The 24,457-nt window shown below is 69.2% G+C and carries 15 protein-coding genes; 8 read left to right on the forward strand and 7 right to left on the reverse strand.

From position 1 onward, the window contains the following. Positions 1 to 224: 224 nt before the first annotated feature. Entirely contained in the window at positions 225 to 890 is a 666-nt protein-coding gene (locus ACFQ2D_RS04625; RefSeq protein WP_280942697.1) for a GIY-YIG nuclease family protein, read from the reverse strand. Positions 891 to 1,018: 128 nt separating this feature from the next. On the opposite strand from ACFQ2D_RS04625, the gene ACFQ2D_RS04630 reads away from it, so the two are divergent. Beyond that, entirely contained in the window at positions 1,019 to 1,519 is a 501-nt protein-coding gene (locus tag ACFQ2D_RS04630; RefSeq protein ID WP_280942698.1) for a YciE/YciF ferroxidase family protein, read from the forward strand. A 93-nt stretch (positions 1,520 to 1,612) separates the two neighbouring features. On the opposite strand, the gene ACFQ2D_RS04635 is transcribed toward ACFQ2D_RS04630, so the two are convergent. The 4 genes from ACFQ2D_RS04635 to ACFQ2D_RS04650 all read right to left on the reverse strand — a co-directional run bounded on the left by ACFQ2D_RS04635 (position 1,613) and on the right by ACFQ2D_RS04650 (position 8,124). After that, a complete protein-coding gene (locus ACFQ2D_RS04635; protein ID WP_280942699.1) occupies positions 1,613 to 2,446 on the reverse strand; it encodes an aldose epimerase family protein in 834 nt (277 codons plus the stop codon). Further along, positions 2,439 to 3,455: a glycoside hydrolase family 43 protein gene (locus ACFQ2D_RS04640; RefSeq protein ID WP_280942701.1), complete on the reverse strand. Its 1,017-nt coding sequence runs from the start codon at positions 3,453 to 3,455 to the stop codon at positions 2,439 to 2,441. The genes ACFQ2D_RS04635 and ACFQ2D_RS04640 overlap by 8 nt, the downstream gene beginning before the upstream one ends. Positions 3,456 to 3,483: 28 nt before the next feature. Next, complete coding sequence (locus ACFQ2D_RS04645; RefSeq protein ID WP_280942702.1) at positions 3,484 to 4,962, reverse strand: MFS transporter; 1,479 nt, start codon at positions 4,960 to 4,962, stop codon at positions 3,484 to 3,486. 267 nt (positions 4,963 to 5,229) lie between these two features. Continuing rightward, positions 5,230 to 8,124, reverse strand: a complete 2,895-nt coding sequence (locus ACFQ2D_RS04650; RefSeq protein WP_280942703.1) for a TonB-dependent receptor — start codon at positions 8,122 to 8,124, stop codon at positions 5,230 to 5,232. 368 nt (positions 8,125 to 8,492) lie between these two features. Between ACFQ2D_RS04650 and ACFQ2D_RS04655 the strand changes: the two genes are divergently transcribed. The 5 genes from ACFQ2D_RS04655 to ACFQ2D_RS04675 all read left to right on the forward strand — a co-directional run bounded on the left by ACFQ2D_RS04655 (position 8,493) and on the right by ACFQ2D_RS04675 (position 18,249). Beyond that, on the forward strand, positions 8,493 to 9,791 hold the full coding sequence (locus ACFQ2D_RS04655; RefSeq protein WP_280942704.1) for an MFS transporter: 1,299 nt from the start codon (positions 8,493 to 8,495) through the stop codon (positions 9,789 to 9,791). Between the two features lie 14 nt (positions 9,792 to 9,805). Beyond that, positions 9,806 to 12,682, forward strand: coding sequence for a glycosyl hydrolase 115 family protein (locus ACFQ2D_RS04660; protein WP_386795538.1), 2,877 nt, complete (start codon positions 9,806 to 9,808; stop codon positions 12,680 to 12,682). Positions 12,683 to 12,756: 74 nt separating this feature from the next. After that, entirely contained in the window at positions 12,757 to 14,181 is a 1,425-nt protein-coding gene (gene uxaC, locus ACFQ2D_RS04665) for a glucuronate isomerase (RefSeq protein ID WP_280942706.1), read from the forward strand. A 17-nt stretch (positions 14,182 to 14,198) separates the two neighbouring features. After that, the gene (galB, locus tag ACFQ2D_RS04670) at positions 14,199 to 16,919 is read left to right on the forward strand and encodes a beta-galactosidase GalB (RefSeq protein WP_280942707.1); all 2,721 of its coding nucleotides are present in this window, start codon (positions 14,199 to 14,201) and stop codon (positions 16,917 to 16,919) included. 169 nt (positions 16,920 to 17,088) lie between these two features. Continuing rightward, positions 17,089 to 18,249 carry an endo-1,4-beta-xylanase gene (locus ACFQ2D_RS04675; protein WP_280942708.1) on the forward strand — a complete coding sequence of 387 codons (1,161 nt, stop codon included), beginning with the start codon at positions 17,089 to 17,091 and terminating at the stop codon, positions 18,247 to 18,249. 54 nt (positions 18,250 to 18,303) lie between these two features. On the opposite strand, the gene ACFQ2D_RS04680 is transcribed toward ACFQ2D_RS04675, so the two are convergent. Continuing rightward, the gene (locus ACFQ2D_RS04680) at positions 18,304 to 18,513 is read right to left on the reverse strand and encodes a hypothetical protein (protein WP_280942709.1); all 210 of its coding nucleotides are present in this window, start codon (positions 18,511 to 18,513) and stop codon (positions 18,304 to 18,306) included. Positions 18,514 to 18,910: 397 nt separating this feature from the next. Between ACFQ2D_RS04680 and ACFQ2D_RS04685 the strand changes: the two genes are divergently transcribed. Both ACFQ2D_RS04685 and ACFQ2D_RS04690 read left to right on the forward strand, forming a co-directional pair. Further along, entirely contained in the window at positions 18,911 to 20,506 is a 1,596-nt protein-coding gene (locus tag ACFQ2D_RS04685) for a glycoside hydrolase family 43 protein (protein ID WP_280942710.1), read from the forward strand. A gap of 312 nt (positions 20,507 to 20,818) precedes the next feature. Then, positions 20,819 to 21,379, forward strand: a complete 561-nt coding sequence (locus ACFQ2D_RS04690; RefSeq protein WP_280942711.1) for a manganese efflux pump MntP — start codon at positions 20,819 to 20,821, stop codon at positions 21,377 to 21,379. A gap of 36 nt (positions 21,380 to 21,415) precedes the next feature. Here the strand turns inward: ACFQ2D_RS04690 and ACFQ2D_RS04695 are convergent, their stop codons facing one another. Further along, positions 21,416 to 23,623, reverse strand: coding sequence for a TonB-dependent siderophore receptor (locus ACFQ2D_RS04695; RefSeq protein WP_280942712.1), 2,208 nt, complete (start codon positions 23,621 to 23,623; stop codon positions 21,416 to 21,418). Positions 23,624 to 24,457 lie beyond the last annotated feature (834 nt).

Genomic DNA, 24,457 nt, shown 5'->3' on the forward strand with positions numbered 1-24,457 from the left:
CGCCCTGACTGGCGTCCTGGGACACCGCAGCCCCCGTCGCGCCGACGAGCAGCGCAACGGCGAGCATTCGCAAGGCATGGGGGCGACGGTTCCGGCTCGGCATGCGCTGGTCCTGTCTGGGCGGGCCTCGGGCCGCGATTGCGCCACGCTATCCATCCCCAGGTAAAACCCGCGCCTAGCCGGCGTTATCCCGGCGTGGAGTGTTCAGCTGCTCCGGCAATGCGTCAGAGCACCGCCGACCATGCCCGCCGATAGGCGCGGTATACGCCCTGGAAAGCATCGGGCAGCACCTCGTCCACGCCCAGTCCCATGGCCGGCCAGGCGTCCAGCACGTCGACGATCCCCTGCCACAGCGCAGTTCCCGGCAGTTCCTGCGCGGGCACGTCGTGCAGGTACTGCTCGATCCATTCGTACAGCTGGGCCTGCTCCTGCCGGAGCCGATGCCTCCACCAGTCGCCTGCGGGCAGATGGACCAGGTGTCCGGCCGCACGATCGGCCTCGGCCTCGTCGTGCAGGATCGCCAACGCGCCCCGGAACCACTCGGTGTGCCCGCCGGCACGCAAGGGGACGGTCAGCGGCGCGGTCGCGTTCCAGGCACGCAGCCGACGGTGCAGTGCCGTCTCCCGCCGCCGCGCCTCGGCGACGCTGTCGTAGCCGACCAGGCCGCTGTGCTCCAGGTCGAAGCACTCGTAGTAGCGCGGCGCGAAGGCCCGCACCCGCGCCAGCGGATCGACCGAGATGCCGACCTTGGCCAGGTCCTCGTTGGGCAGCGGCAGGATGTAGAGATAGCAGGCCGGCATTGCGGTGGGTGCTTCGAACGGCAGCCAGGTTGCACGCGCGCCGTCGCAGGCGTTGCGAAGACCCAGGCCGTCGCCCGCGGATCGCAGCATCGCCCGCGGGGGCCGGTGCGCCGGAGAAGCGTTTGTCGAAGGTGAAGCGGGTGGCGTCGATCCTTCACCGGTCTTTCGTCCTCCTCTACCTACAGTCGCCGCTCCACCCCCGTCCGCGAGGGACGCACATGGCAGTCAAATCCATCGAGGAACTCTTCATCCACGAACTCTCCGACATCTACAGTGCGGAGAAGCAGCTGACCAAGGCGCTGCCGCGCCTGGCGCGCGCCGCGGAGGCGCCCGAGCTGGTCGCCGCCTTCGAACTGCACCTGGAAGAAACCCAGGGCCAGATCGAGCGCATCGACCAGGTGGTCGAAGTGCTGGACATCAAGCTCAAGCGCATCAAGTGCGCTGCGATGGAAGGCCTGGTCGAAGAGGGCAAGGAGGTCATCGATTCCATCGAGGCCGGTGCCCTGCGCGATGCGGCCCTGATCGGCGGAGCGCAGAAGGTCGAGCACTACGAGATCGCGGCCTACGGCACGCTCTGCGCGCTGGCCAAGCAGCTTGGCTATACCGAGGCGCTCGCGCTGCTGAAAGAGACGCTGGCTGAGGAAAAGTCGACCGACGAAAAGCTCACCCTGCTGGCAGAGGGCGGCGGCAACCAGCGGGCCGCGCAGGAAGCGGCTTGACGCACGCACAACGCAGGATCGCGAATGCCCCGCGCAGAAGCGGGGCATTTGCCATGGACTCCCGCCTGTCCCCCGCTTTCCCAGGCGAGCGGGTCAATCCCAGCGCAGGGTGCAGTCCATCGACAACGTCTCGCCTGGCTGCAGCGCAAGGTCCGGCAGCAGGTTGAAGGCGTCGGGCGGCGCGGTCTGCGGCTCGACGCAGGTGGCATGCGCCGTCGCGTCGTAGACCACCCAGTCGGTGCAGTCCGAGGACACCACCAGCCGCTGGCCGCCGCGATGCAGTACCACCTCGCGCCGGTTCACGAAGCAGTCGTCCCAGGGCCCGGGCCGGACAGGCCCCGCGGGTAGCACGGTCATGCCGTGCCGGTCGCGCGGATACATCGCCTCCGGCGAGAACTCCAGCCGTTCGGGCTTGCGGAACCAGGGATGCCAGCCCAGCGACGCGGGCATGGACTGGTCCGTCGCCTGGACCGCCAGCGACAGGCGCAGCGCCCTGCCCTGCAACCGGACTCGCTGGCTCGCCACGCCTCCGAACGGCCAGCGCGCATCCGTCGGCAGCGCCAGCGTCATCTCGACATGCTCCGCCCCTTGCGCCGTCACGGCCCAGGGCATGACGTAACCGACGCCATGGATCGCGTGGTCGCCCAGGTCGGGCGGCACGACGTAGGAGCGTCCCGCGAACGCGAAACGGCCGCCACGGATGCGGCCGCACCAGGGCACCATCGGGTAGCAGCCCCAGGCGATGGCCGCATCGCTGCCGTGCTCGCCATGGCCGACCAGCTGCTCGACGCCGTCGCAGCGGATCTGGGCGATGCGCCCGCCGGCCTGCGGCGCGATGTCGACCGACAGCGCGCCGTTGCCGATCGTCAGCAGCGGGCCGGGCGCCAAGAGCGTCAGCGCACCGGCGCGCTCCGCGTCTTCAGCCATAGGGACGCAGGGTGCGGATACCGCCGTCGGCGTCGTACTCGAGCTCGGCCACCTTCACCGCGCGCAGGTGGGTCACCCCGCCAGACAGCAGCGAGTCGTGGTAGTACAACCACCAGCGGCCGTCGAATTCGACGATCGAATGGTGCGTGGTCCAGCCCAGCACCGGCTCGAGGATGCGTCCGCCGTAGGTGAACGGCCCGTAGGGGCTGTCGCCAACCGCGTAGCACAGGTAGTGGGTGTTGCCGGTCGAGTACGACAGGTAGTACTTGCCCTGGTACCTGTGCATCCACGGGCCTTCGAAGTACCGCCGGTCGTGGTCGTCGGCCCGCAGCGGCTGGCCGTGCTCGTCGAGGATCACGATCTCGCGGCTCGGTTCGGCCAGCTGCTTCATGTCGTCCGACAGCCGGGCCACGCGCGGACCGAGCGCGGGCGCATCGCCCACCGGTTCCTCGTGCGCGGCGTCGTAGGCGTTGTCGCGATACTTCTGCAGCTGCCCGCCCCAGATGCCGCCGAAGTACATGTAGTGCGCGCCATCGGCATCGGCATAGACCGCCGGGTCGATCGAGTACGTGCCGGCGATCGGCTCCGGCTCCGGCTTGAACGGGCCTTCCGGGCGATCGCCCACGGCAACGCCGATCTGGAACAGGCCGTCCGCCTTCTTGGCCGGAAAATAGAAGTAGTACCTGCCGTCCCTGGTCGCCGCGTCCGGCGCCCACATCTGCCGGTCGGCCCAGGGCACGTCCCTGATGTCCAGCGCCAGGCCGCAGTCGGTGGCAGGGCCGTCCGGCGAATCCTGGCGCAGCACGTGGTAGTCGCGCATCTGGAAGTGGCCGCCGTCGTCGTCGAAGGCGGTGCCGCCCTCGATGTCGTGCGAGGGATAGATGTACAGCTTCCCTTCGAACACGTGGGCCGACGGGTCGGCGGTGTAGATGTGGCGCACCAGGGGCTGGGAAATGGCCTTGTCGGCCAGCGCCTTCAGTTCGGCCTCGGTGTATTCGCGGTCTGCCATGGAAATCCTCGGTTGCTCTGCCGATGGTTCAGGCCGGCCGGGCGACGCGGCGCGCGGCCAGGTCGTGCTCGATCTGCGATTCCATCGGCTTGTTGATCTTGTAGAAGAACAGCAGGGCTGCGGCCACCAGGAACGGCGCCGAGCAGTACAGGCTCACCGCCAGGCGGATGCCATCGACCGTGTCGGGGGCCTGCGCCGGCAGGTCGGCGTCGTAGCCGTAATGGGCGAGGATGCCGGCGACCAGGGCGCCCCCGACGCTCAGGCCCACCTTCAGGCCGCACAGGATGGCCGAGAAGATGATGGCAGTGGCGCGGCGGTGGTTCTTCCACTCGGAATAGTCGGCCACGTCGGCCACCATCGCCCACAGCAGCGGGATGGTGATGCCGTAGAAGAAGCCGTGCAGGATCTGCGCGCCGAACACCAGGCCGATGCGGTCCGGCGGGATGATGTAGAAGGCGAGCATGAACAGGGTCGAGATGACCAGGAACACGCCGAAGACATCGCGCTTGCCGAAGCGGTCGGCCAGCTTCCGCGAGAAGCCGATCCCCACCACCATCAGGACGATGCCGCCGGCGTTGAACAGGCCGAAGGCGGAGGTGGTCGCGTCCTCCGGCAGCTCGAAGCCGGCCAGCCCCATGCCGACCAGCGCCGAGTTGATCCCGCCGAGCACGCTGTAGAAGCCGATCGAGTCCAGGAAGCGGGCCATCGCCGGCTCCTGCAGGTAGTTCTCGAAGTAGTAGACGTAGGTGCCGCCCTTCAGCGCCAGGGTGGTGAACACCAGGATCGTGACCAGCAGGACCACCAGCCAGGGCCGGTTGCCGGCCAGGTCGGCCAGGTCGCGGCCGATGCTGGACTTCTGCTCCTGCGCCGGGACCACGCGCTCGCGGGTGGTGAGGAAGGTGATGAGGAAGAACACGGTGCCGACCACCGCGAACAGCAGCATGGTGTTCTCGAAGCCACGCACGCGGTCGCCGTCGCCCAGGATGTTGACCAGCGGCAGCAACAGCGCCTGCACCACCAGCTGCGCCACCATCACCGCCACGAAGCGGTAGGCCGACAGGCTGTTGCGCTCGCCCATGTTGCCGGTGAGCACGCCGCTGAGCGCCGAATACGGCAGGTTGTTGGCCGCGTACACCAGCACCAGCAGGGTATAGGTGGCGGCGGCGTAGAACACCTTGCCCTGCGCGCCCAGGTCCGGGGTGCTGAAGGCCAGCAGCGACAGCACGCCGAACGGCACCGCGGTCCACAGGATCCAGGGCCTGAACTTGCCCCAGCGGGTGCTGGTGCGGTCTGCCAGCACCGCCACCAGCGGCGTGAACACGAACGCGCCCAGCAGGCCGACCACGAAGATGATGGTGGCTGCGGTCGCGGCGGGGATGCGGTAGATGTCGGTGTAGAAGTACGCCAGGAACGTCATCAACGTCTGGAAGATGAGGTTGGCTGCAAGGTCGCCAAGGCTGTAACCCACCTTTTCGGTGACCGATAGCCGCTCGGTACTCGTATTCAAGAATGACCCCTGCTGTACGCGCTGGCGGAACCGACCGCCGGTCGCACCTATCCTAACCGTGGCGGAGGCGCGCAAGCGCACGCCCCGATGAAATCGACGGACCTATCCAAACTATGGCATGTCGTGCGCGGCGTTCGGAATCGCGCCGCGCGATGGTTGTCCGTGCAACCACGCCGCCCCTGCCCCGCCCACCGCACAAAAAAAACACGATCCGCCCGGCGGGCACTCGCCGCCGGGAGGATCGTGGGGAGTAAAAAGGCACCGCCGTCAGAAGGTCCCGCGGATCCCGACCAGGAAGGTCCGGCCCGGCTCGTAGATCTCGCCCGGCACGTTCGGGAACGAGATGTAGTTGCGGGTCTGCTCGTTGGTGATGTTCAGCACGTTGAAGGTGAGCTGCGGCTGCGACGGCAGCGAAGACAGGGTGTAGCTCGCCGACAGGTCGAACTGGCCGCGATCCTCCCCGAAGTACTGGCCGTAGTTGATGCCGCCCTCGTTGTTGCCACGCGCCCGCTGGGCCGAACCCTCCACCCAGTTGTAGGACAGGCGCACGGACGCGACGTCGTTCTCCCAGTAGGCGGTGGCGTTCCACATCACCGGCGCGATCCCGAACAGGTTGCCCGCCAGCTGGCCGGCTTCCTGGCCCGTGGGTTCGAGGTCGATATCGGTGTAGTTGGCCATGAAGCCCAGGCCCTCGAACACGAAGTCGAGCGGCTGCACCCAGATCAGCTCCCAGCCCTGGATGTCCAGCGTGGCGTCGGCATTGACCTGCTGGCGCACGTTGATCGGGGCGTCGAGGCCGCCGTTGGCGTTGAGCGCGGCCAGCTGGTTCTCGGTCAGCGCGTCGAGCGGAATGCCGAGGTCGCGGAACGGCCGCACATTGACGCCTTGGTAGGTATAGCCGGACACGCGCTTGTTGAACATGGTCAGCGCCACCAGCCCCTCGTTGCCCGTGTACCACTCCAGGCCCAGGTCGAAGTTGGTCGACAGGTATGGCGAGAGGTTGGGGTTGCCTTGGTCGGCGATCTCCGCGGACGGGTCGGAGAACGTCGTCGCGGGCAGCATCGAACGCGGGTTGGGGCGGGTCATGGTGCGGGAACTGGCCAGGCGCAGGACCCAGTTGTCCGCCACGTCCCAGGCGACGTTGAACGAGGGCAGCCATTCGTCGTAGGTGCTGCCCAGCGTCTGCCAGGCTCGCACGCTGCCCAGGGTGACCGGGCCGCTGATCTCCTGGTCGGTCTCGACGTAGCGCACGCCGCCGTTGAAGCGCAGGTTGCGGTTCCAGATCTCGGTCTCGCCATTGAACTCGACGTAGGCCGACGTGTTCTTCTCGTCCACGCCGCCGGTCGCGGCGCCCACCGACTGCGAGGAATTGACTTCCGGCGCCTCGTCGAAGAACTGGCCGTAGTTGGTCGCGTCCATGAACCGGTCGAAGTCCACGGTGATGAAGCCGTAGGGACCGGGACGCAGGAAGTTCGGCAGTTCGCCGTTGGGAACGGCCTGGAACGCGTTGGCCTGCCAGGCGGCGCTGTTGTCGAAGCCGACGATGGTGCGGCGGAAGCGGTCCTGCGACACACCCACCTTGATGTTGCGGTCGTCCTCGCCGAACTGCAGGTCTGCGCGCAGGCGGCCGGCCTCGGTGACGCGCTTTTCGTTGTTGAGGTTGACGCGGCCGCCCTCCCATCGCCAGCCGGCGTCGGGATCGTTGAGGTCCAGGCCGGTGGGCTCGAACACCGGGTGGTTGCCGTCGTTGCGGTACTCCACCGTGGTGAACGGCGAGGCCGGCATGATCGTCGGCGACTCGCGGAAGAACCAGCTGCGGCTCCAGTTGGCCTGCACGTCGAGCTTGATGCCGTCATTCTCGCCGAACCAGAACGTCGCGCCCGGGTTGATGTTCCAGTACTGCACTTCGTCCCGGTACGGCCGCGCCTCGAGGAAGAACTGCGCGTTGACCAGGGTGGCACTGGTGACAACGTTGTTGGCGTCGAGCTGCATGTTGGTCGGGATGAAGCCCACCGGCCCGAAGGTGCGGCCGACCAGGTTCATGTCGATGCGGTCGTTCTCGTACTTGGCGCGCGAGTACAGGGCGTCGACGTAGAAGTGCATGCGGTCGCTGGGGCGCCATTCCAGCGAACCGACCACGGCGTCGCGCTCGCGGTCGCCGGCCATGTCCACCGGACGCGCCAGGCGCGGGAACAGGGCTTCGGTGATCTGGCCGATGCTCAGCCCCGGGTTCTGCGCCAGCAGCCACTCGGCATCGATGATGTCGCCCGGTGTCAGCCCGGCGCCGCGAGTGGAGGCATTGTCGGGCACCTCGTCGGGCATCTGCAGGCTGCCGCCGCCGCCCGGGTTGCACTCGGCGGGGCGATTGGTCAGCGACTCGCCGATGCCGCACTGGCGTTCGTTGAGTCCCGGGTTCATCCAGCCCACCGATTCCCAGCCGCGCACGGCGATGCGGCTGCGTACCACCGAGGCGCCGACCAGCGCGCCGAAGGTGCCCTCGTCGTTGGTCCAGCTGTACATCGCCGATCCGCGCGGATTGAACTTCTCGCCGGTGGTGTTGTAGTCGAACTGCCCGGAGTAGTTGAAATGCCGTCCGGGAATGTCGAACGGACGCATGCTGCGCATGTCGACCACGCCCGAGATGCCGCCCTCCGGCAGGCTGGCCTGCGGCGACTTGTAGACCGTGAGCTTGTTGAAGAACTCGGTCGGGAACAGGTTGAGGTCGACCTCGCGGTTCTGATTGCCGCGGTTGAGGCCGATCGAGGCGGTCGCCGCTTCGCCGCCGTTGATGATGGTCTTGGTGAAGCTCTGCGGCAGGCCGCGGATGCCGACGTTCAGGCCTTCGCCGTTGACGTCGCGGTCGATCTGGATGCCGGGGATGCGGGCCAGCGATTCGGCGATATTGGTGTCGGGAAACTTGCCGATGTCTTCGGAAAAGATCGAGTCGGTGAAGCCGGTCGACTCGCGCTTGGCATCGGTCGAATACTGCAGGCTTTGGCGGTAACCGGTTACCACCACCGAGTCGAGATCGGTCGCGACCGGATTCGCGGGCGGGGTCTGTCCGGCAGGCGCCTGTTCCTGCGCGAAACCCGTTCCGGCGATGCCGGCCAATGCCAGGCCAAGGGCGTGGCACAACGCTGTTCTTGCAATTCTGACTTGCACGAAACTCCCCTCCCGCTTGATGGCGCCGATGCCGCGGCATCGTGACACCGGTGGACTGTTGTGCCTCGGGTCCCGCAGGGACGCTTGCACGACACGCCCTTGGGGAGTGGCGGCCGGATGGTAGCGCTATCAGATTGAAGCAGACACGCTGCGTCGCAGCATCCATTGCACCGCACGTTTGCGCTGCATTGCAGCACGCGCCTGGCAGCGGCCGATGTCCCAAGGGAAGCCTTCCTGCATGGCCGACAGTGGCCCCCGCTTTCGCACATGTGGTACTGATAGCGCTATCACGCATCGCACCGGGAGAGCGATATGGCGGGATTCGGGAACGTCGTCCGCATCGTCGCGACGGCAGGAGCGCGACACGCATGAGCGCACCCGCCTCGGCTTCCGGCGCCGCCACCGCGAAGATCGGCATGTATCGCTGGCGCGTCTGCGCGATGCTGCTGGCCGCCACCACGATCAACTACATCGACCGCCAGGTGCTTGGCGTGCTCGCTCCGTTCCTCCAGGACGAGATCGGCTGGAGCGAGATCGAGTACGGATACATCGTCACCGCCTTCCAGGCCGCCTACGCGATCGGCCTGTTGTGCGCGGGTGCGATCATCGACCGGCTGGGCACGCGCATCGGCTATGCCATCGCGATCTGCGTATGGAGCGTTGCCGCGATGAGCCATGCGCTTGCAGGCTCGGTGATCGGCTTCATGCTGGCGCGTTTTTTCCTGGGTCTCGGCGAGGCGGGCAACTTCCCGGCCGCGCTCAAGACGGTGGCCGAGTGGTTCCCGCGCCGCGAGCGTGCGTTCGCCACCGGCATCTTCAACTCGGGATCGAACATTGGCGCGATCGTCGCGCCATTGATGGTGCCCTTGATCGCGCTCTCGCTGGGGTGGCAAGCGGCCTTCTTGGCCACCGGTGTCTTGAGCGCGGTCTGGTTGGCGACCTGGCTGCTCTGGTACCGCGCACCCGAGCGGCAGCCGAGGCTTTCGCAGGCGGAACTTGCGCATATCCGCAGCGACCCGCCGGAGCCGGCGACGAAGATCCCGTGGTCGCGCATCCTGCGCCATCGCCAGGCCTGGGCGTTCGTCGCCGCGAAGTTCATGACCGACCCGATCTGGTGGTTCTTCCTGTTCTGGCTGCCCAAGTTCCTGCATTCCGAGCACGGCCTCAGCCTGCTGGGCCTGGGCGTACCGCTGGTGGTCATCTTCGTCCTGGCCGACGTGGGCAGCATCTTCGGCGGCTGGCTGGCCGGCCGCTTCATCCGGCTCGGCTGGAGCGTCAACCGCGCGCGCAAGACCGCGATGCTGGCGTGCGCGCTGTGCGTGGTGCCGATCGTGTTCGCCGCCCAGGCCGAGAACCTCTGGGTGGCGGTGCTGCTGATCGGCCTGGCCACGGCCGGCCACCAGGGCTGGTCGGCCAACCTGCTCACCCTGCCCTCGGACCTGTTTCCGCGCCAGACCGTCGGCTCGGTCGTCGGCCTCGGCGGCTTCGCCGGCGCGGTAGGCGGCATGATGATCGCGACCTTCACCGGGTTCCTGCTGGAGACCACCGGCAGCTACCTGCCGGTGTTCCTGATGGCCGGCTCGGCCTACCTGCTGGCCCTGCTTGTCGTCCACCGCCTCGCTCCGCGACTGGAACCGGCGCGCCTGGACGTCGCGCCAGCGCCATGAGCCACGCACCGATCATGTCGAGGGACGCCGCCCCGATGAAGTACGCCTGCGCACTGCTGTTCGCCATCGCCGTGCTGCCATCGTCCGCGTTCGCGAAGCAGGATTGCCGCGCCGCCGCGGCCGTCTGCGACACCGGCCACGAGGGCAGCCTCGCCCTGATCGAGGGCGGCACGCCGCTGCCGGTGCTGGTGGACCAGGGCGAACACGCGCCGGTGCTGCGCGCGGCCGAGGCGCTGCGCGACGACCTGGCGGCCGTGTCCGGCGCGACGGATGGCGCCGCCGACGGGCGCATGGCGATCATCGCGGGCACCCTCGGGCACAGCGCGCGTGTCGACCGGATCGTGCGCGAGAAAGGCATTGACACCGGTGGCGTCGCCGGCGTCTGGGAGGCCTACCTGCTGCAGGTGGTCGACGCGCCCGAACCCGGCATCGAACGCGCCCTGCTGGTCGCGGGCGCCGATCGGCGCGGCACGGCGTTCGGCCTGTACGAACTCTCGCGTCGCATCGGCGTGTCGCCCTGGACCTGGTGGGCCGACGTGCCGCCACCACGGCGCACCACGCTGCACATCGCGCCGGGCCGCTTCGTCGACGCGCCGAAGGTGCGGTACCGCGGCATCTTCATCAACGACGAGGATCCGGCCCTCGGCGGCTGGAGCAAGGCGACCTTCGGCGGCACCAACCACCGCTTCTACGAGCGCGTGTTCCAGCTGATCATGCGCCACAAGGCCAACTATCTGTGGCCGGCGATGTGGCTGCCGCGCGCGTTCTACGACGACGACCCGAAGAACGCCGAGCTGGCCGACGAGTACGGTGTGGTGATCGCCACCAGCCACCACGAACCGATGATGCGCGCGCACGACGAGTGGTCGCGCCATGGCAAGGGCCCCTGGGACTATTCGCGCAATGCGCAGGTGCTGCAGGAGTTCTGGCGCGGCGGCATCGAGCGGCTGCAGGGCCGCGAGGCGGTGGTCACGCTGGGCATGCGCGGCGACGGCGACGAGCCGATGAGCGAGCAGACCGCCACCGCCCTGCTCGAACGGATCGTGGCCGACCAGCGCCGGATCATCGCCGAGGTCACCGCCAAGCCGGTGGAGCAGACCCCGCAGGTGTGGGCGCTCTACAAGGAAGTGCAGGACTACTACGACAAGGGCATGCGCGTCCCCGACGACGTGACCCTGCTGTTCGCCGACGACAACTGGGGCAGCATCCGCCGCCTGCCCGATCCCGCCGACAGGCGCCCGGGCGGCTACGGCGTGTACTACCACTTCGACTACGTCGGCGGTCCGCGCAACTACAAGTGGCTCAACACCACCCAGGTCGAGCGCGCCTGGGAGCAGATGCGCCTGGCCTGGGCGCATGGCGTGGAACGGCTGTGGGTGGTCAACGTCGGCGACATCAAGCCGCAGGAGCTGCCGATCAGCGCCTTCCTCGACCAGGCCTGGGATCCGGATGCGGCCGACCTGGACTGGATCACGGCCTATCCGGCGCGCTGGGCGGCCGAGCAGTTCGGCCCGGCGCACGCGCAGGCCATCGGCGAGATCGTGACCGGCTATACCCGGCTCAACGCACGACGCAAGCCGGAACTGGTCGACGCCGGGATCTGGAGCCTGGTCCACGACCGCGAGGCCGGCCGCGTGCTGGCCGAATGGGACGCACTGGTGGCGCAGGTACAGGCGCTGGCGCCGGAGATCCCGGCCAGCCACCGCGATGCCTGGTACCAGCTGGTCGAATACCCGGTACTCGCCAGCGCCAACCTCAACCACCTGCACGTGGCCGTGGCCCGCAACCGCCTCTACGCCGGGCAGGGCCGGGCCTCGGCCAATGCCTGGGCAGCGAAGGCGCGCGGGCTGTTCGCCCGCGATGCGGAGCTGCAGCGCGTGTACGAGCAGGAGATTGCCGGCGGCAAGTGGATCCACATGATGAGCCAGCCGCGCATCGGCTATACCCACTGGCAGTCGCCGCCGCGCAACGTGCTGCCGGCGCTGGCGAGCGTCGACCCGCCGGAAAAGGGCGTCACCGGCGTGGCGATCGAGGGCGATCCCGTTGCCTACCCCGCGCTGCTGCGCCGCCCGCGCCTGCCGGAGCTGGACCCGGTGGCCGCGCCGACACGCGACGTGGTGGTGTTCAACCGCGGCCAGGCGCCGATCCCGTTCACCGCCACCAGCCGCGCGCCCTGGCTGGAGGTCTCGCCCACGTCCGGCGAGGTCACCGACGAGCAGCCGTTGACGCTGCAGATCGACTGGGACGCGCTGCCGGAAGGCCGGCACGAGGGCATCATCTACATCCGCGGCCAGGACTGGACCGAGGTCTCCGTGACCGTGCCCGTGCACAAGCCGCCGGCCCATCGCGGCGCGCGCGGCTTCGTCGAGGGCAACGGCGTGGTCGCCATCGAGGCCGAACACCATGCGCGCGCCGTGGCACCTGCGGGCGCGCAATGGCAGGTCATCCCGAACCTGGGCCGCACCTTGTCCGCGGTCACCGCGTGGCCGGCCACCGGCGCGCCGCTGGTGCCGGGCGGCGACGGCGCGCGGCTGGAGTATCCGGTGGTGATGGACGTCGACGGCGAGGTCGAGGTGCGGGTGCTGGTCTCGCCCACGCTCGACGTCCGCCACCGCGGCGGCCTGCGCTACGCGCTGTCGATCGACGACGAGCCGCCGACGGTGGTGACCGTGCGCCTCGACCCGACGCCCGGCGACCGCGACTTCACCGCCTGGGAAGCGGCCGTCATCGACAACGCACACGTCGCCCGCTCGCGCCACCGCGTCCGCGCCGGTGCCAATACGGTGAAGCTGTGGCTGGTCGATCCGGGCCTGGTCTTCCAGCGCATCGAACTGGTCCGCGACGCGAAGCCGCGTGGCACGCTTGGACCGGCCGAAAGCGTGCGCCGCTGACCCGACATTTCCCTGCCCACCGCGGGCAGGCGCGCGCCGACATCGCTGGCGCATCTTGCAACGACAACGACTCCATGAAAACCGCACCACGACCGCTGCACCTCCACGAAGACCGACTGTTCCCGGCCGACGCCGCCCAGCGCGCGATCGCGCGACGCCTGTACGCGGAAGTCGCGCGGCTGCCGATCGTCAGCCCGCATGGGCACACCGATCCGGGCTGGTGGGCCGGCGACGCCTGTTTTGCCAATGCCACCGAACTGCTGCTGGTGCCCGACCACTACGTGTTCCGCATGCTCTACAGCCAGGGCATCGACCTGGATGCACTGGGCCTGCCGCGCGCGGACGGCAGCCGTGCCGAGGTCGATCCGCGCGAGGCCTGGCGGCTGTTCGCGCGCAACTTCCACCTGTTCCGCGGCACGCCGTCCTCGCTCTGGCTCAACCACGTCTTCCACGAGGTGTTCGGCCTGCGCCTGCGGCTGGACGCGGGCAGCGCGGACCACTACTACGACGCGATCACCGACGCCCTTCAGACCGATGCGTTCCGGCCGCGCGCCCTGTTCGACCGCTTCGGCATCGAGGTGATCGCCACCACCGAGGGTCCGCTGGACCCGCTCGCACACCACCAGGCGATCCGCGACAGCGGCTGGAACGGTCGGGTGGTCACCGCCTACCGGCCCGACGAGGTGGTGGATCCGGAACACGAGGCGTTCAGCGGCGCGCTGGAGCGCTTCGGCGCCATCACCGGCGAGGACGTGCACGACTGGGACGGCTACCTGCGCGCGCACCGGCAGCGGCGCGCCTTCTTCAAATCGATGGGCGCGACCTCGACCGACCACGGCCACGAGACCGCGCTGACCGCCAACCTGTCGCGGGCCGAGGCCAAGGCGCTGTTCGCGAAGATCCTGCAGGGCCGCTTCAGCGCACAGGAGGCGGCATTGTTCCGAGGCCAGGTGCTGACCGAGATGGCGGCGATGAGCCTGGACGACGGACTGGTGATGCAGCTGCATCCCGGCTGCCTTCGCAACCACAACCCCCGGCTGTTCGCGCGCTACGGCCGCAACGTGGGCGCCGACCTGCCGCTGCGCACCGACTACGTGCACGCGCTCAAGCCCCTGCTCGACCGCTTCGGCAACGAGCCGGATTTCCGCCTGGTCCTGTTCACCCTGGACGAAAGCACCTACGCGCGCGAGCTGGCGCCGATGGCCGGGCACTACCCCTGCCTGTTCCTGGGGCCGGCGTGGTGGTTCCACGATTCGGTGGAAGGCATGTGGCGCTTCCGCGAACAGACGCTCAGTGCGGCCGGGTTCTACAACACCGTCGGCTTCAACGACGACACCCGCGCGTTCCTCTCGATCCCGGCGCGGCACGATGTCGCGCGACGCGTCGACTGCGCGGTGCTGTCCAGGCTGGTCGCCGAGCACCGCATCGACGAGGACGAGGCGGTGGAGGTGGCCCGCGACCTCGCCTATCGCCTGCCGAAGCAGGCCTACCGGCTGTGATCCGCCAGGTCGCGCCCATGCTTCGCTCCCTGCTGGCCCTGACGGCGCTGGTTGTCCTCACCGCACCCGCGGCGGCCGCGGGACCGTCGCCCCGCAGCTCCGAACGCCTCGACGGCGGGTGGCGTTTCCACCGCGGCGATCCGCCCGGCGTCGACGGCCGGCTGGATTACGACGTGCGCCCCGAGGTCGAACGCAGCGCCGACGGGCGCGTGGCGGACGCGCGACCGGACGAGGCGATCCGCCTGCGGGCGGACCGGCCGGTGCTCAAGCCGTGGATCCTGCCCACCGGCAACCGCTTCATCGCCGATCCCGGACGACGGCACCGGCGGCCCGGCGGGGAGCCGGACGTGGGCGACGTGCCCTTCCTGCACGCGGATTTCGACGACAGCCAGTGGCAGGCGGTGACCCTGCCGCACGACTGGGCAATTGCCGGCCCCTTCATCGCCGAGGGCCCGTATGGCGGCATGGGCCGGCTGCCGAGCTGGGGCGTGGGTTGGTACCGGCGTGCCCTCGACATCGCGGCGAGCGATGCCGGCCGCCGCATCCATCTCGACCTCGACGGCGCGATGTCGTACGCGACGGTCTGGCTCAATGGCCGCCTCGTCGGCGGCTGGCCCTACGGCTACAGCAGCTGGCGCTTGGATCTCACGCCCCACGTCGCGTTCGGCGCGCGCAACCAGCTGGCGATCCGGCTCGACAATCCGCCCGAATCGGCGCGCTGGTATCCGGGCGGCGGGCTGTACCGCGACGTCTGGCTGACCAGGACAGCGCCGGTGCACGTGGCGCAGTGGGGCACCACGGTGACCACGCCGGAGGTATCGGCGGATTCGGCGACCGTGCACCTCGCCGTCGCGGTGGACAACACCACCGATGCGCCGGTGCGGGTGCAGGTGGAGACCGGGTTCTTCGAGCTCGACGACGCCGGTCGCCCGCGCGGGGAGCCCGTGGCCCGAATCCCGCCGATCGGCTTCGACATCGTCGCCGGAGGCAGCACCAAGGCCACCTCGCGCGCGCGCATCGCGCATCCGCGCCTGTGGGGCCCGCCGCCGACCCAGCGGCCCAACCTCTACCTCGCCGTGACCCGCGTGCGCCAGGACGGACGCGAGATCGACCGCTACGAAACCCGCTTCGGCATCCGCGAGGTGCGGTGGGACCCGGATCGCGGCGTCGTCGTCAACGGCGAGCACATCGTGCTCAAGGGCGTGAACCAGCACCACGACCTGGGCGCGCTCGGCGCCGCGTTCAATGTCCGCGCCGCGGAACGCCAGCTCGAGATCCTGCGCGGGATGGGGGCCAACGCGATCCGCCTCGCGCACAACCCGCCCGATCCCCAGCTGCTCGAACTGACCGACCGGATGGGCTTCCTGGTGATCGACGAGATCTTCGATTCCTGGGAAAAGAAGAAGACCCCGCTCGACTTCCACCTCGTCTTCCCGGAGTGGCACGAGCCCGACCTGCGCGCGATGCTGCGCCGCGACCGCAACCATCCTTCCGTGATCCTGTGGAGCGTCGGCAACGAAGTCGGCGAGCAGTACGACGGCGAAGCCGGCGCCGCGATCGGGCGGCGGCTGGTGCAGATCGTGCGCGAGGAGGATCCGACGCGCCCGGCGACCGCCTCGATGAACTGGGCCAAGGCCGACATGCCCTTCCCCGCCGCCTTCGACGTGGTCAACCTCAACTACCAGGGCGAGGGCATCCGCCAGGAGCCCGAGTTCGAGGGCATCGAGCGCATCCGCACGCCGCCGTCCTATCCCGCGTTCCGCGAGGCGTTCCCGGACAAGGTGGTCTTCGGCAGCGAAACGGCGTCGGCGCTGAGCACCCGGGGCACCTACCTGTTCCCGGTCACGCCGCTTCAGAGCGCACCGGTACGCGACCACAACGGCGGCGGCGATTCGCGCAACCTGCTGGTCAGCGCCTACGAACTGCATGCGGTGGACTTCGGCTCCAGCGCCGACAAGGTGTTCGCCGCCCTCGACCGCCACCCTTACGTGGCCGGCGAGTTCGTCTGGAACGGCTTCGACTACCTGGGCGAGCCGACGCCGTATTACGCCGCGCGCAGCTCCTACAGCGGCATGATCGACCTCGCCGGCTTTCCCAAGGACCGCTACTACCTCTACCAGGCGCGCTGGCGGCCCGAGCTGCCGATGGCCCACATCCTGCCGCACTGGAACTGGCCGGGGCGCGAGGGGCAGGTCACGCCGGTGCATGTGTTCACCAGCGGCGACGAGGCCGAGCTGTTCCTCAACGGCGTGTCGCAGGGGCGCAAGAAGAAGGGACCGTTCGAGTACCGCCTGCGCTGGGACGAGGTGGTCTATGCCCCGGGCGAGCTGCACGTGCGCGTCTGGCGCGGGGGCCGCGAGTGGACCGAGGCGCGGGTGAAGACCACGGGCGCGCCCGCGCGCCTGGCGCTGGAGGCCGATCGCACGGCGATCGGCAACGACGGTCGCGACCTGTCCTTCGTCACCCTGCGCGTGCTCGATGCCGAGGGGCAACCGGTGCGCAACGCCGGCAACCGGGTGCGCTTCGAGGTCGAGGGCCCCGCCGAGCTGGTGGCCACCGACAATGGCGATCCGCGCGACCTCACCGCCTTCCCCTCGCCTGCGCGCGACGCCTTCAGCGGGCTGGCGCTGGCGATCGTGCGGGGCGTGCCCGGGAAGTCGGGCAATGCGATCGTGCGCGCGAGCGGCGAAGGACTGGCGGCGGCGGAGCTGGGTTTGCAGATCGGGGCCGTGGAATGACGGGGGCAAGACCGCATTGGCGGCGCGACCTGCCGGCCCCCACCCCGGCCCTCCCCCGCGACCGGGGGAGGGCGCAGGCGCGCGCGTGGACGCCCCACGTGCCGCGCCCGATGGCTGCCGGCGATCACATCAGCACACCTTTATCCATCGATCCGGACAAGGAATCCCGATGACCACGCGACGACTGCTGCCCGGCCTGCTGGCCGCCATCCTTGCCACCGTCGCACCGGCGAACGCCGCACCGCCGCCGACCACGCTCAAACAGGCCTATGCCGATGCCTTCCTGCTCGGCACCGCGGTCAACGACGAGATCGTCAGCGGGCGCGACGCGCGGGCGCAGGCGCTGGCGGTGCGCCATTTCAACGCCATCACCGCCGAGAACGTGATGAAGGCGGAGGTGCTGCATCCCGAACCCGGCGTTTGGGATTTCTCCGCCGCCGACGCCTTCGTCGACTTCGGCCGGAAGCACGACATGTTCCTCATCGGCCACACGCTGGTCTGGCACAACCAGACGCCGGCCTGGTTCTTCGAAGGCCCGGACGGCGAACCCGCGGACGTGGGCACGATGCGCGAGCGCATGCGCGAGTACATCCGCGTGGTGGCAGGACGCTATGCCGGCAAGGTGCAGGCCTGGGACGTGGTCAACGAGGTGATGGGCGAAGACGGCCAGTACCGCGACACGCTCTGGACCCGCGCCTACGGCGGCGACGGCGACGCCCTGGTGCGCGACGCGTTCCGCTTCGCCAGCGAGGCCGCGCCCGACGCCGAGCTCTACTACAACGATTTCAACGCCTGGCGGCCGGAGAAGCGCGACGGCATCGTGCGCATGGTGCAGATGCTGCAGGAGGCGGGCATCCGCATCGACGGCGTCGGCATCCAGGGCCACTGGGGCCTCAACTACCCCTCCCGCGAGCACATCGAGGCGGCCATAGACGCCTATGCCGCGCTGGGCGTCAAGGTCATGGTCACCGAGCTCGACGTGGACGTGCTGCCGCTGACGAAGGAAGGCCAGATCATCGGCCAGGGCATGACGCACCCGCAGTTCCAGCTGCCCGAGTTCAAGCGCTTCCTGGACCCTTACCGCGACGGCCTTCCCGACGAAGTGCAGCGCCAGCTGGCCGGGCGCTACGCCGAGCTGTTCCGCGTCTTCCATGGCCGGCGCGACCGGCTGCACCGCGTCTCGGTCTGGGGCGTGGAGGACGGCATGTCGTGGAAGAACTGCTACCCCATCCCCGACCGCACCAACTACACCCTGCTGTTCGACCGCGAGGGGCAGGCGAAGCCGGCGCTCGATGCGGTGCTGGCCGTACCGGCCCAGCCTGCGGACTGAACTTCGCGGGACGACGCGACCCCCGGAACGGGGGCCGCATCGGCCCGCCGGACCTCAGCGCAACGCCCGGCCGCGCGCGAGCCGGACGCTGTAGGGCACCATCAGGATCATCAGTGCGGCCAGCACCAACGGCATGGCCCACAGCACGCCCATGGCCGCGCGCCCGTCGGTGAGCACCAGCAGGTAGACGATGTAGGCCAAGCTGCCGGCCGCGGCCAGCGCGAACAATGGGGCGGCCACGGGGCGGCGCAGCAGCAGGGCCACCGCGCCGGCCAGTCCGGCCCAGACAGACAGGGTCCAGCCGGCGATCGCCCAGGCGGGCTGCGCGGAGAAATACCGACCTGCAGCTCGCGCATGCCGGAGGCGCGGTAGTAGGCCTCGCCCTGTGCCAGGCTCATGCCGTGGTCGAACGCGGTGGCCAGACCATACAGCAGCAGCAGTCCGCCCAGCAGCCAGCCGTGCCACGGCATCCGGCTCGATGCCCCACCCCGGTCCGTTCCGCGCATGCGCCTTCCTCCCTGGATCGCAGACATGCTGTCGGCCGCCGACCGCATGCGACAGGTGCGGAATACGCGGACTTCCAGCACGCCGTTCCCGCTGGCGATGGCACGTGCCCGGCACCGCGCGATCCGCTATCGTCGGCACGTCAAAGGGGACTGCCATGGCCTGCATCGCCAATCCCGTCCTGCGGGGCTTCTACCCGGACCCGTCGATCCTGCGCGTAGGCGACGACTATTACATCGCCACCTCCACCTTCGAGTGGTATCCCGGCGTGGCGATCTCGCATTCGCGGGACCTCGTCCACTGGCGCACGCTGCCCCCCGCGCTGACGCGCAGCTCGCAGCTCGACCTGCGCGGCCGCCCCAATTCCGGCGGCGTGTGGGCGCCCGCACTCAGCCATGCCGACGGCCTGTTCCACCTGATCTACACCGACGTGCGCGGCTGGGCCGGCGACTTCAAGGACGTGCGCAACTTCCTGGTCACCGCGCCCGACATCGAAGGGCCATGGTCGGAGCCGGTGCACCTCAACAACTCGGGGTTCGATCCGTCCCTGTTCCACGACGAGGACGGCCGCAAGTGGCTGGTCAACATGGTCTGGGACCACCGCCATGGCCACGACAGCTTCGGCGGCATCCTGCTGCAGGAATACGACCCGGCCGCGCGGCGCCTGGTGGGTCCGGTGCACAACATCTTCCGCGGCACCGCGCTGGGCCTCGTCGAAGGGCCGCACCTGTATTGGGTCGACGGCTGGTATTACCTGCTGGTGGCCGAAGGCGGCACCTTCACCACGCATGCGGCCACGGTGGCGCGCTCGCGCAGCATCGAAGGGCCGTATGAGGCGATGCCCGACGGGCCGTTGCTGACCAGCGCGCACGATCCCTCGCTGCGCCTGCAGGCCGCTGGCCACGGCTCGCTGGTGCAGCACGCCGACGGCAGCTGGAGCCTGGCGCACCTGTGCCGGCGGCCCTTGTCCAACGGGCGCGCCATCCTCGGACGCGAAACCGCGCTGCAGCCGATCGGGTGGCGCGATGGATGGCCGCGCCTCGCCCATGGCGGCCAGGCGCCGGCGGACCAGGCCACCGTGCCCGACCTGCCCGCCCAGCCCTGGCCGCAGCGGGCGCCGCGCGACGACTTCGAGGCCACCGCGCTTGCGCCGCACTGGCAGGCGCCGCGCGTGCCGATCGATGCCGCGATGGCCAGCCTCGATGCGCGCCCGGGCTTCCTGCGCCTGTACGGCCGCGAGAGCCCCGTATCGCGCTTCGAGCAGAGCCTGGTGGCGTGCCGGCAGCAGGCCTTCCGCATCGAGGCCAGCACCTGCGTCGAATTTTCGCCGGAGAACTTCCAGCAGATGGCCGGGCTGGTGGCCTTCTACAACACCGACGCCTTTTACTACCTGTTCCTGACCCGCGCCGCGCATTCGCGCCGCTGCCTCGGCCTGATGCGCTGCGAACGCGGACAGGTCAGCTATCCGGTGGAGAAGGAATACCCGTTCGACGACTGCGCGCGCGTGTACCTGCGCCTGGTGATCGACCACGCGCGCATCCGCTTCTACTGCTCGCGCGACGGCGACCGCTGGCAGGCGGTGGGCTGGGAACAGGACGCCTCCATCCTGTCCGACGAGCACGCCCTGCTCTGCGGCTTTACCGGCAACTTCGTCGGCATGGCCTGCCAGGACCTGTCCGGGCAGCGCCTGCACGCGGATTTCGACTGGTTCGAGTATCGGGAGCTGGACGAGGACGGATCCGCTGCCGCTTGAGCCGTGGAGCGACCGGGCCGTCGCGACCTGCCGGACACCGCTACAGGGATCAGCGCCGCGCCTCGTCGCTTCCGCCAGATCTCCCGGTCCGGCGTCCCGCGCCGTACAATGGGCGGGCGGCCCGCAAGCGGTCGCGATCCCACTGGGGAGTAGCCGGCTTCCACTCACGGAAGCGCGCCCGTCAACACACTCGGCCTGCACCGGCCGTGGCGGCCGCAACCTGTCGGTTGGCGAGACCAGCGGGCCACGCACGCCACTGCGGCCCGGCGCGTGCGCGGCCCGTTGCGCCCAAGCCCGCCGTACGGACCCTCGATGCACCCCGTTTCCATCCTGCTGCTCGGCCTGGCGATGTCCGCCGACGCCTTCGCCGCGGCCATCGGCAAGGGCGCGGCCATGCGCCACCCGCGCTGGCGCGACGCGCTGCGCGCGGGCCTGGTATTCGGCGTGATCGAAGGCCTGACCCCTCTGCTCGGCTGGCTGCTCGGTACCGGCGCGGCCGGCATGGTCGAAGCCTGGGACCACTGGATCGCCTTCGGCCTGCTGACGGGGCTGGGCCTGCACATGATCCACAAGGCACTGACGGACGACGACGACGCGGCACCGACCTCGCGCCGCGGGCTGGCCGCGCTGGCGCTGGCGGGACTGGCCACCAGCATCGACGCCCTCGCGGTCGGCATCGGCCTGGCCTTCGTCGATGTGAATATCCTGGCCGTGGCCGCGGCGATCGGACTGTGTACCTTCGCGATGGTCACCGCCGGCGTGATGGCCGGGCGCGCGCTCGGCCAGCTGATCGGCCGCCGCGCCGAGATCGCCGGCGGCCTGGTGCTGATCCTGGTCGGCGCGACGATCGTGTACGAGCACGTCTTCGCCTGAGCCGCTGCCCGTGCGGTCGGACGGGCAGCATGCCGCTCAGAACCGCCAGTCCAGGCTCAGCGTGTAGTGCGCGGGCGCGCCGTAGTAGCCGCTGTAGCGCAGGGTGTTGATGTACTTCTCGTCGCTGATGTTTTCGAGGTTGAGGCGCAGCGTTGCATCGGGATGGAAGTCCCAGGCCACGAACGCGTTGAGCACCGCGTAGCTGTCCTGGCGCACGGTGAAGCCGCTGGCCTCGACGTTGGAGATCACGCTCTGCCAGCGTCCGCCCAGGCCCAGCGACCACTCCGGCCAGGACGGCAGCCGGCCGCTGAGCAGCAGGTTGGCGCTGCGTCGCGGCACCCAGGAATAGGTCTCGTCGCCCTGCAGGCCGTCGAGCTTGAGTGCGGTGTAACCGAACACGAGATCGAGGTTGTCGCCCAGCCGGCCGACCGCCTCGATCTCGACGCCCTTCGAGCGCACGTCCATCGGCACGTAGATCGCCGACCCGACCTCGTTGTAGAGCCCAGTGGGCGTCGCCAGTCCCGCCTGGTCGGCCTTGAACACCGCCAGCGTGGTCAGCAGGCGCCGGTCGAGCCACTCGGCCTTGACGCCCACCTCGTAGTTCTCGCCCTTGCTGGCGTCGAGGTAGCGATTGTCCTCGTCCACCTGGTCCTGCGGCTGGTAGATGTCCGAATAACTCGCATAGCCCAGCACGCGATCGCTGAAGTCGAAGGTGAGGCCGCCGTAGGGGCTGGTGTGGCTGGTGGTCTGGTCGAAATTGTTCAGGTAATAGCGCCCACTGCGGCGGTAGCGGGCGTAGTTGAAGCCGGCGATGGCCGTCAGGCGGTCGGTGAACGCGATGCGCGCCGCGCCGAATGCGCGGCCAAGGCGCTGGTCCAGGACGGAATAGAGCGTGGGCGCGCTCCAGACCGGTTCGGGAATCGCATCGCTGGCATAGGGAAACGGCGGCAGCGCGCCCCAGGCCGGATGCGTGAAGTCGGGGACGCCCTGCTCCCAGCCGTCCGTCTCGCTCCGCGCCAGGCTGGCGCCCAGCATCACCTGCTGGTCCCGCCCGAACATCAGGAAACGGCCGCTCACCGTGGCCGAGCCCAGGTGGCTGGTCTGCTCGTCGATGCCGCCCCAAGGATAGCCGACGAGGCCCAGGCCGGTCGCCGGATCCAGCCCGTCCGCGACCAGGTCGCCGTCGCGATCGCCCAGGTAGGCGTAGAACATCTTCTCGTCGCCCGTCGAGCGCCGCGCGTTGTACGCCAGCTTCAGCTGCCAGTCCGGGCCCAGCTGGTGCGTGTATTCGGCGAACGCGGTGTGGTTGGTGGTGTTCCAGTACGTCCAGTCCTGCGTCGTCGTCGCATCGGTGTCCCACTCGCGCTGCGTGCCGTCGTCGTTGGTGAAGGCCAGCGCGCCCCACATGATTCCCTCCGACTTGGCGCGCTGGTACGACCAGCCGAACGCGAGCGTGCCGTTCTCCCCCACCTGCCCATCGACCACGCCGTACAGGAAGTCGCGACGGTTGTGGTTGGCCTGCAGGTGCGTGTCGCCTTCCTCGTGCGCGGCGACCACGCGCCCGGCCCAGGTGCCGTCGCCAGTGAACGGGGTCGAATAGTCGACCTGCGCGCGCAGCGTGCTCCACGAGCCAATGCCCAGCCCGGCCACGCCCTGGCGCTCGTTGGTCGGCCGCTTGCGCACGTAGTTGATCGTGCCGGCCGCGTTGCCCACGCCCGTGAGCAGGCCATTGGCGCCGCGGATCACCTCCACCTTCTCGTAGCCGAAAGCATCGAAGGCGCCGGTGGCCACGCCCCAGCTGTTGGGAAGGCCGACGCCGTCGACCTGGGTGTTGAGGATGTCGAAGCCGCGCGCACTGTAGCTGGTGCGGTTGGTCTCCCACTCGTCCACGCGCACGCCGGTGGCCAGGCGCAGTGCGTCGTTGACGCTGTCGGCGCCGAACTGGCGCATCTGTTCAGCGCTCACCACGCTGATCGACTGCGGCGTGTCCTTGATGGCGAGGTCGAGGTTGGTGGCGCCGTTGCTGACGCGGCTGGCGCGCTGGGCCACGACCAGCACCGCATCGAGGTCGGTGGCGGTGGCGGACTCTGCGCCCGCCGCCGCGTCCTGTGGCGCCGAGAGCGCGACACCGGGAAGCCAGGCAAGGCCAAGGGCCAGCGCCGCGGCGAGACGGGCGGGCCTGGGGAGGGGATCACGGGCAGCGGCGGGCCGCGCATGGAACGAGGACGGCGAAAGGATCGGCATGTGGGAGGCGGCAATGGGGATAAGGCCCGTCTCGAAGACGGGAGCACCAGGATTGCCATTGCAAGGGAACTGGCGGTGCGCCCGTGTCCCGGTGGGCGCACCGGTACGTGCGCCGGTCCCTACATTGAATACGAATGATTCGTATTTGACAAGATCCGCCCCTGTGTCCCAGAAGCCGCGAGTGCTGCAGGCGGGAGCCCGCGCCTGCAGCGCCTCCCGCGACGCCTCGGTTGACGGACTCTACTGCTCCGCGGTACGGCTCAGTGGGCAGCTCAACGTGTCGCGCTACTCGGAGGCGGGGGGACGTCGGCTGTACCTGCCATGTGCTTGGCGTAACGCAGCGGTGTCGGCTTGAACGCATTGTTAGGCCGCAGACCGCCGACAACGAAGTCTAGTGCCTTGGCTGCTCATCCTCACCAACGCTCTCGCCTCCACCCTCTGACCTCAAACCAGCCTTAAGCGCGGGCGAGATTGAGATCCACTTATGGGTGAATTCCCCTCGCGGTCCACGATTCTGTAGCGATGGGCGCTGCGGCCCGATGTCGTTGTACACGAACCAGTACAGCAGCGGACCGACTAGCGGCACCGCAAGCAAGATGAATGCTCCCACCTTGTCCGGCTTGGAGCGTGTACCCAGCGCGACCTTGTACATCAGACGCAAGCTGATAGCGCCTGAAACGATCAGCATTAGCGCCAGCTCCCATCGCATCATCCGCCTCGCCGAGTGCTTGCCTGCGGCCTAACGCCTGAAATAAGCCGCGCCGCGAAGCGGCGTCGGCTTGATTGAATTGTTAGGCATCACTCTCCGGATCTGGACGGCAGCGAGCCATGAAC

It is taken from the genome of Luteimonas composti, assembly GCF_042678665.1.
GTDB lineage: Bacteria > Pseudomonadota > Gammaproteobacteria > Xanthomonadales > Xanthomonadaceae > Luteimonas > Luteimonas composti.

Bases quoted from the DNA above. Each gene is read 5' to 3' on its own strand.
- ACFQ2D_RS04625 (WP_280942697.1), bottom strand. From the start codon at position 890: ATGCTGCGATCCGCGGGCGACGGCCTGGGTCTTCGCAACGCCTGCGAC.
- ACFQ2D_RS04630 (WP_280942698.1), top strand. From the start codon at position 1,019: ATGGCAGTCAAATCCATCGAGGAACTCTTCATCCACGAACTCTCCGAC.
- ACFQ2D_RS04635 (WP_280942699.1), bottom strand. From the start codon at position 2,446: ATGGCTGAAGACGCGGAGCGCGCCGGTGCGCTGACGCTCTTGGCGCCC.
- ACFQ2D_RS04640 (WP_280942701.1), bottom strand. From the start codon at position 3,455: ATGGCAGACCGCGAATACACCGAGGCCGAACTGAAGGCGCTGGCCGAC.
- ACFQ2D_RS04655 (WP_280942704.1), top strand. From the start codon at position 8,493: ATGAGCGCACCCGCCTCGGCTTCCGGCGCCGCCACCGCGAAGATCGGC.
- ACFQ2D_RS04660 (WP_386795538.1), top strand. From the start codon at position 9,806: ATGTCGAGGGACGCCGCCCCGATGAAGTACGCCTGCGCACTGCTGTTC.
- uxaC (WP_280942706.1), top strand. From the start codon at position 12,757: ATGAAAACCGCACCACGACCGCTGCACCTCCACGAAGACCGACTGTTC.
- galB (WP_280942707.1), top strand. From the start codon at position 14,199: ATGCTTCGCTCCCTGCTGGCCCTGACGGCGCTGGTTGTCCTCACCGCA.
- ACFQ2D_RS04675 (WP_280942708.1), top strand. From the start codon at position 17,089: ATGACCACGCGACGACTGCTGCCCGGCCTGCTGGCCGCCATCCTTGCC.
- ACFQ2D_RS04685 (WP_280942710.1), top strand. From the start codon at position 18,911: ATGGCCTGCATCGCCAATCCCGTCCTGCGGGGCTTCTACCCGGACCCG.
- ACFQ2D_RS04690 (WP_280942711.1), top strand. From the start codon at position 20,819: ATGCACCCCGTTTCCATCCTGCTGCTCGGCCTGGCGATGTCCGCCGAC.
- ACFQ2D_RS04695 (WP_280942712.1), bottom strand. From the start codon at position 23,623: ATGCCGATCCTTTCGCCGTCCTCGTTCCATGCGCGGCCCGCCGCTGCC.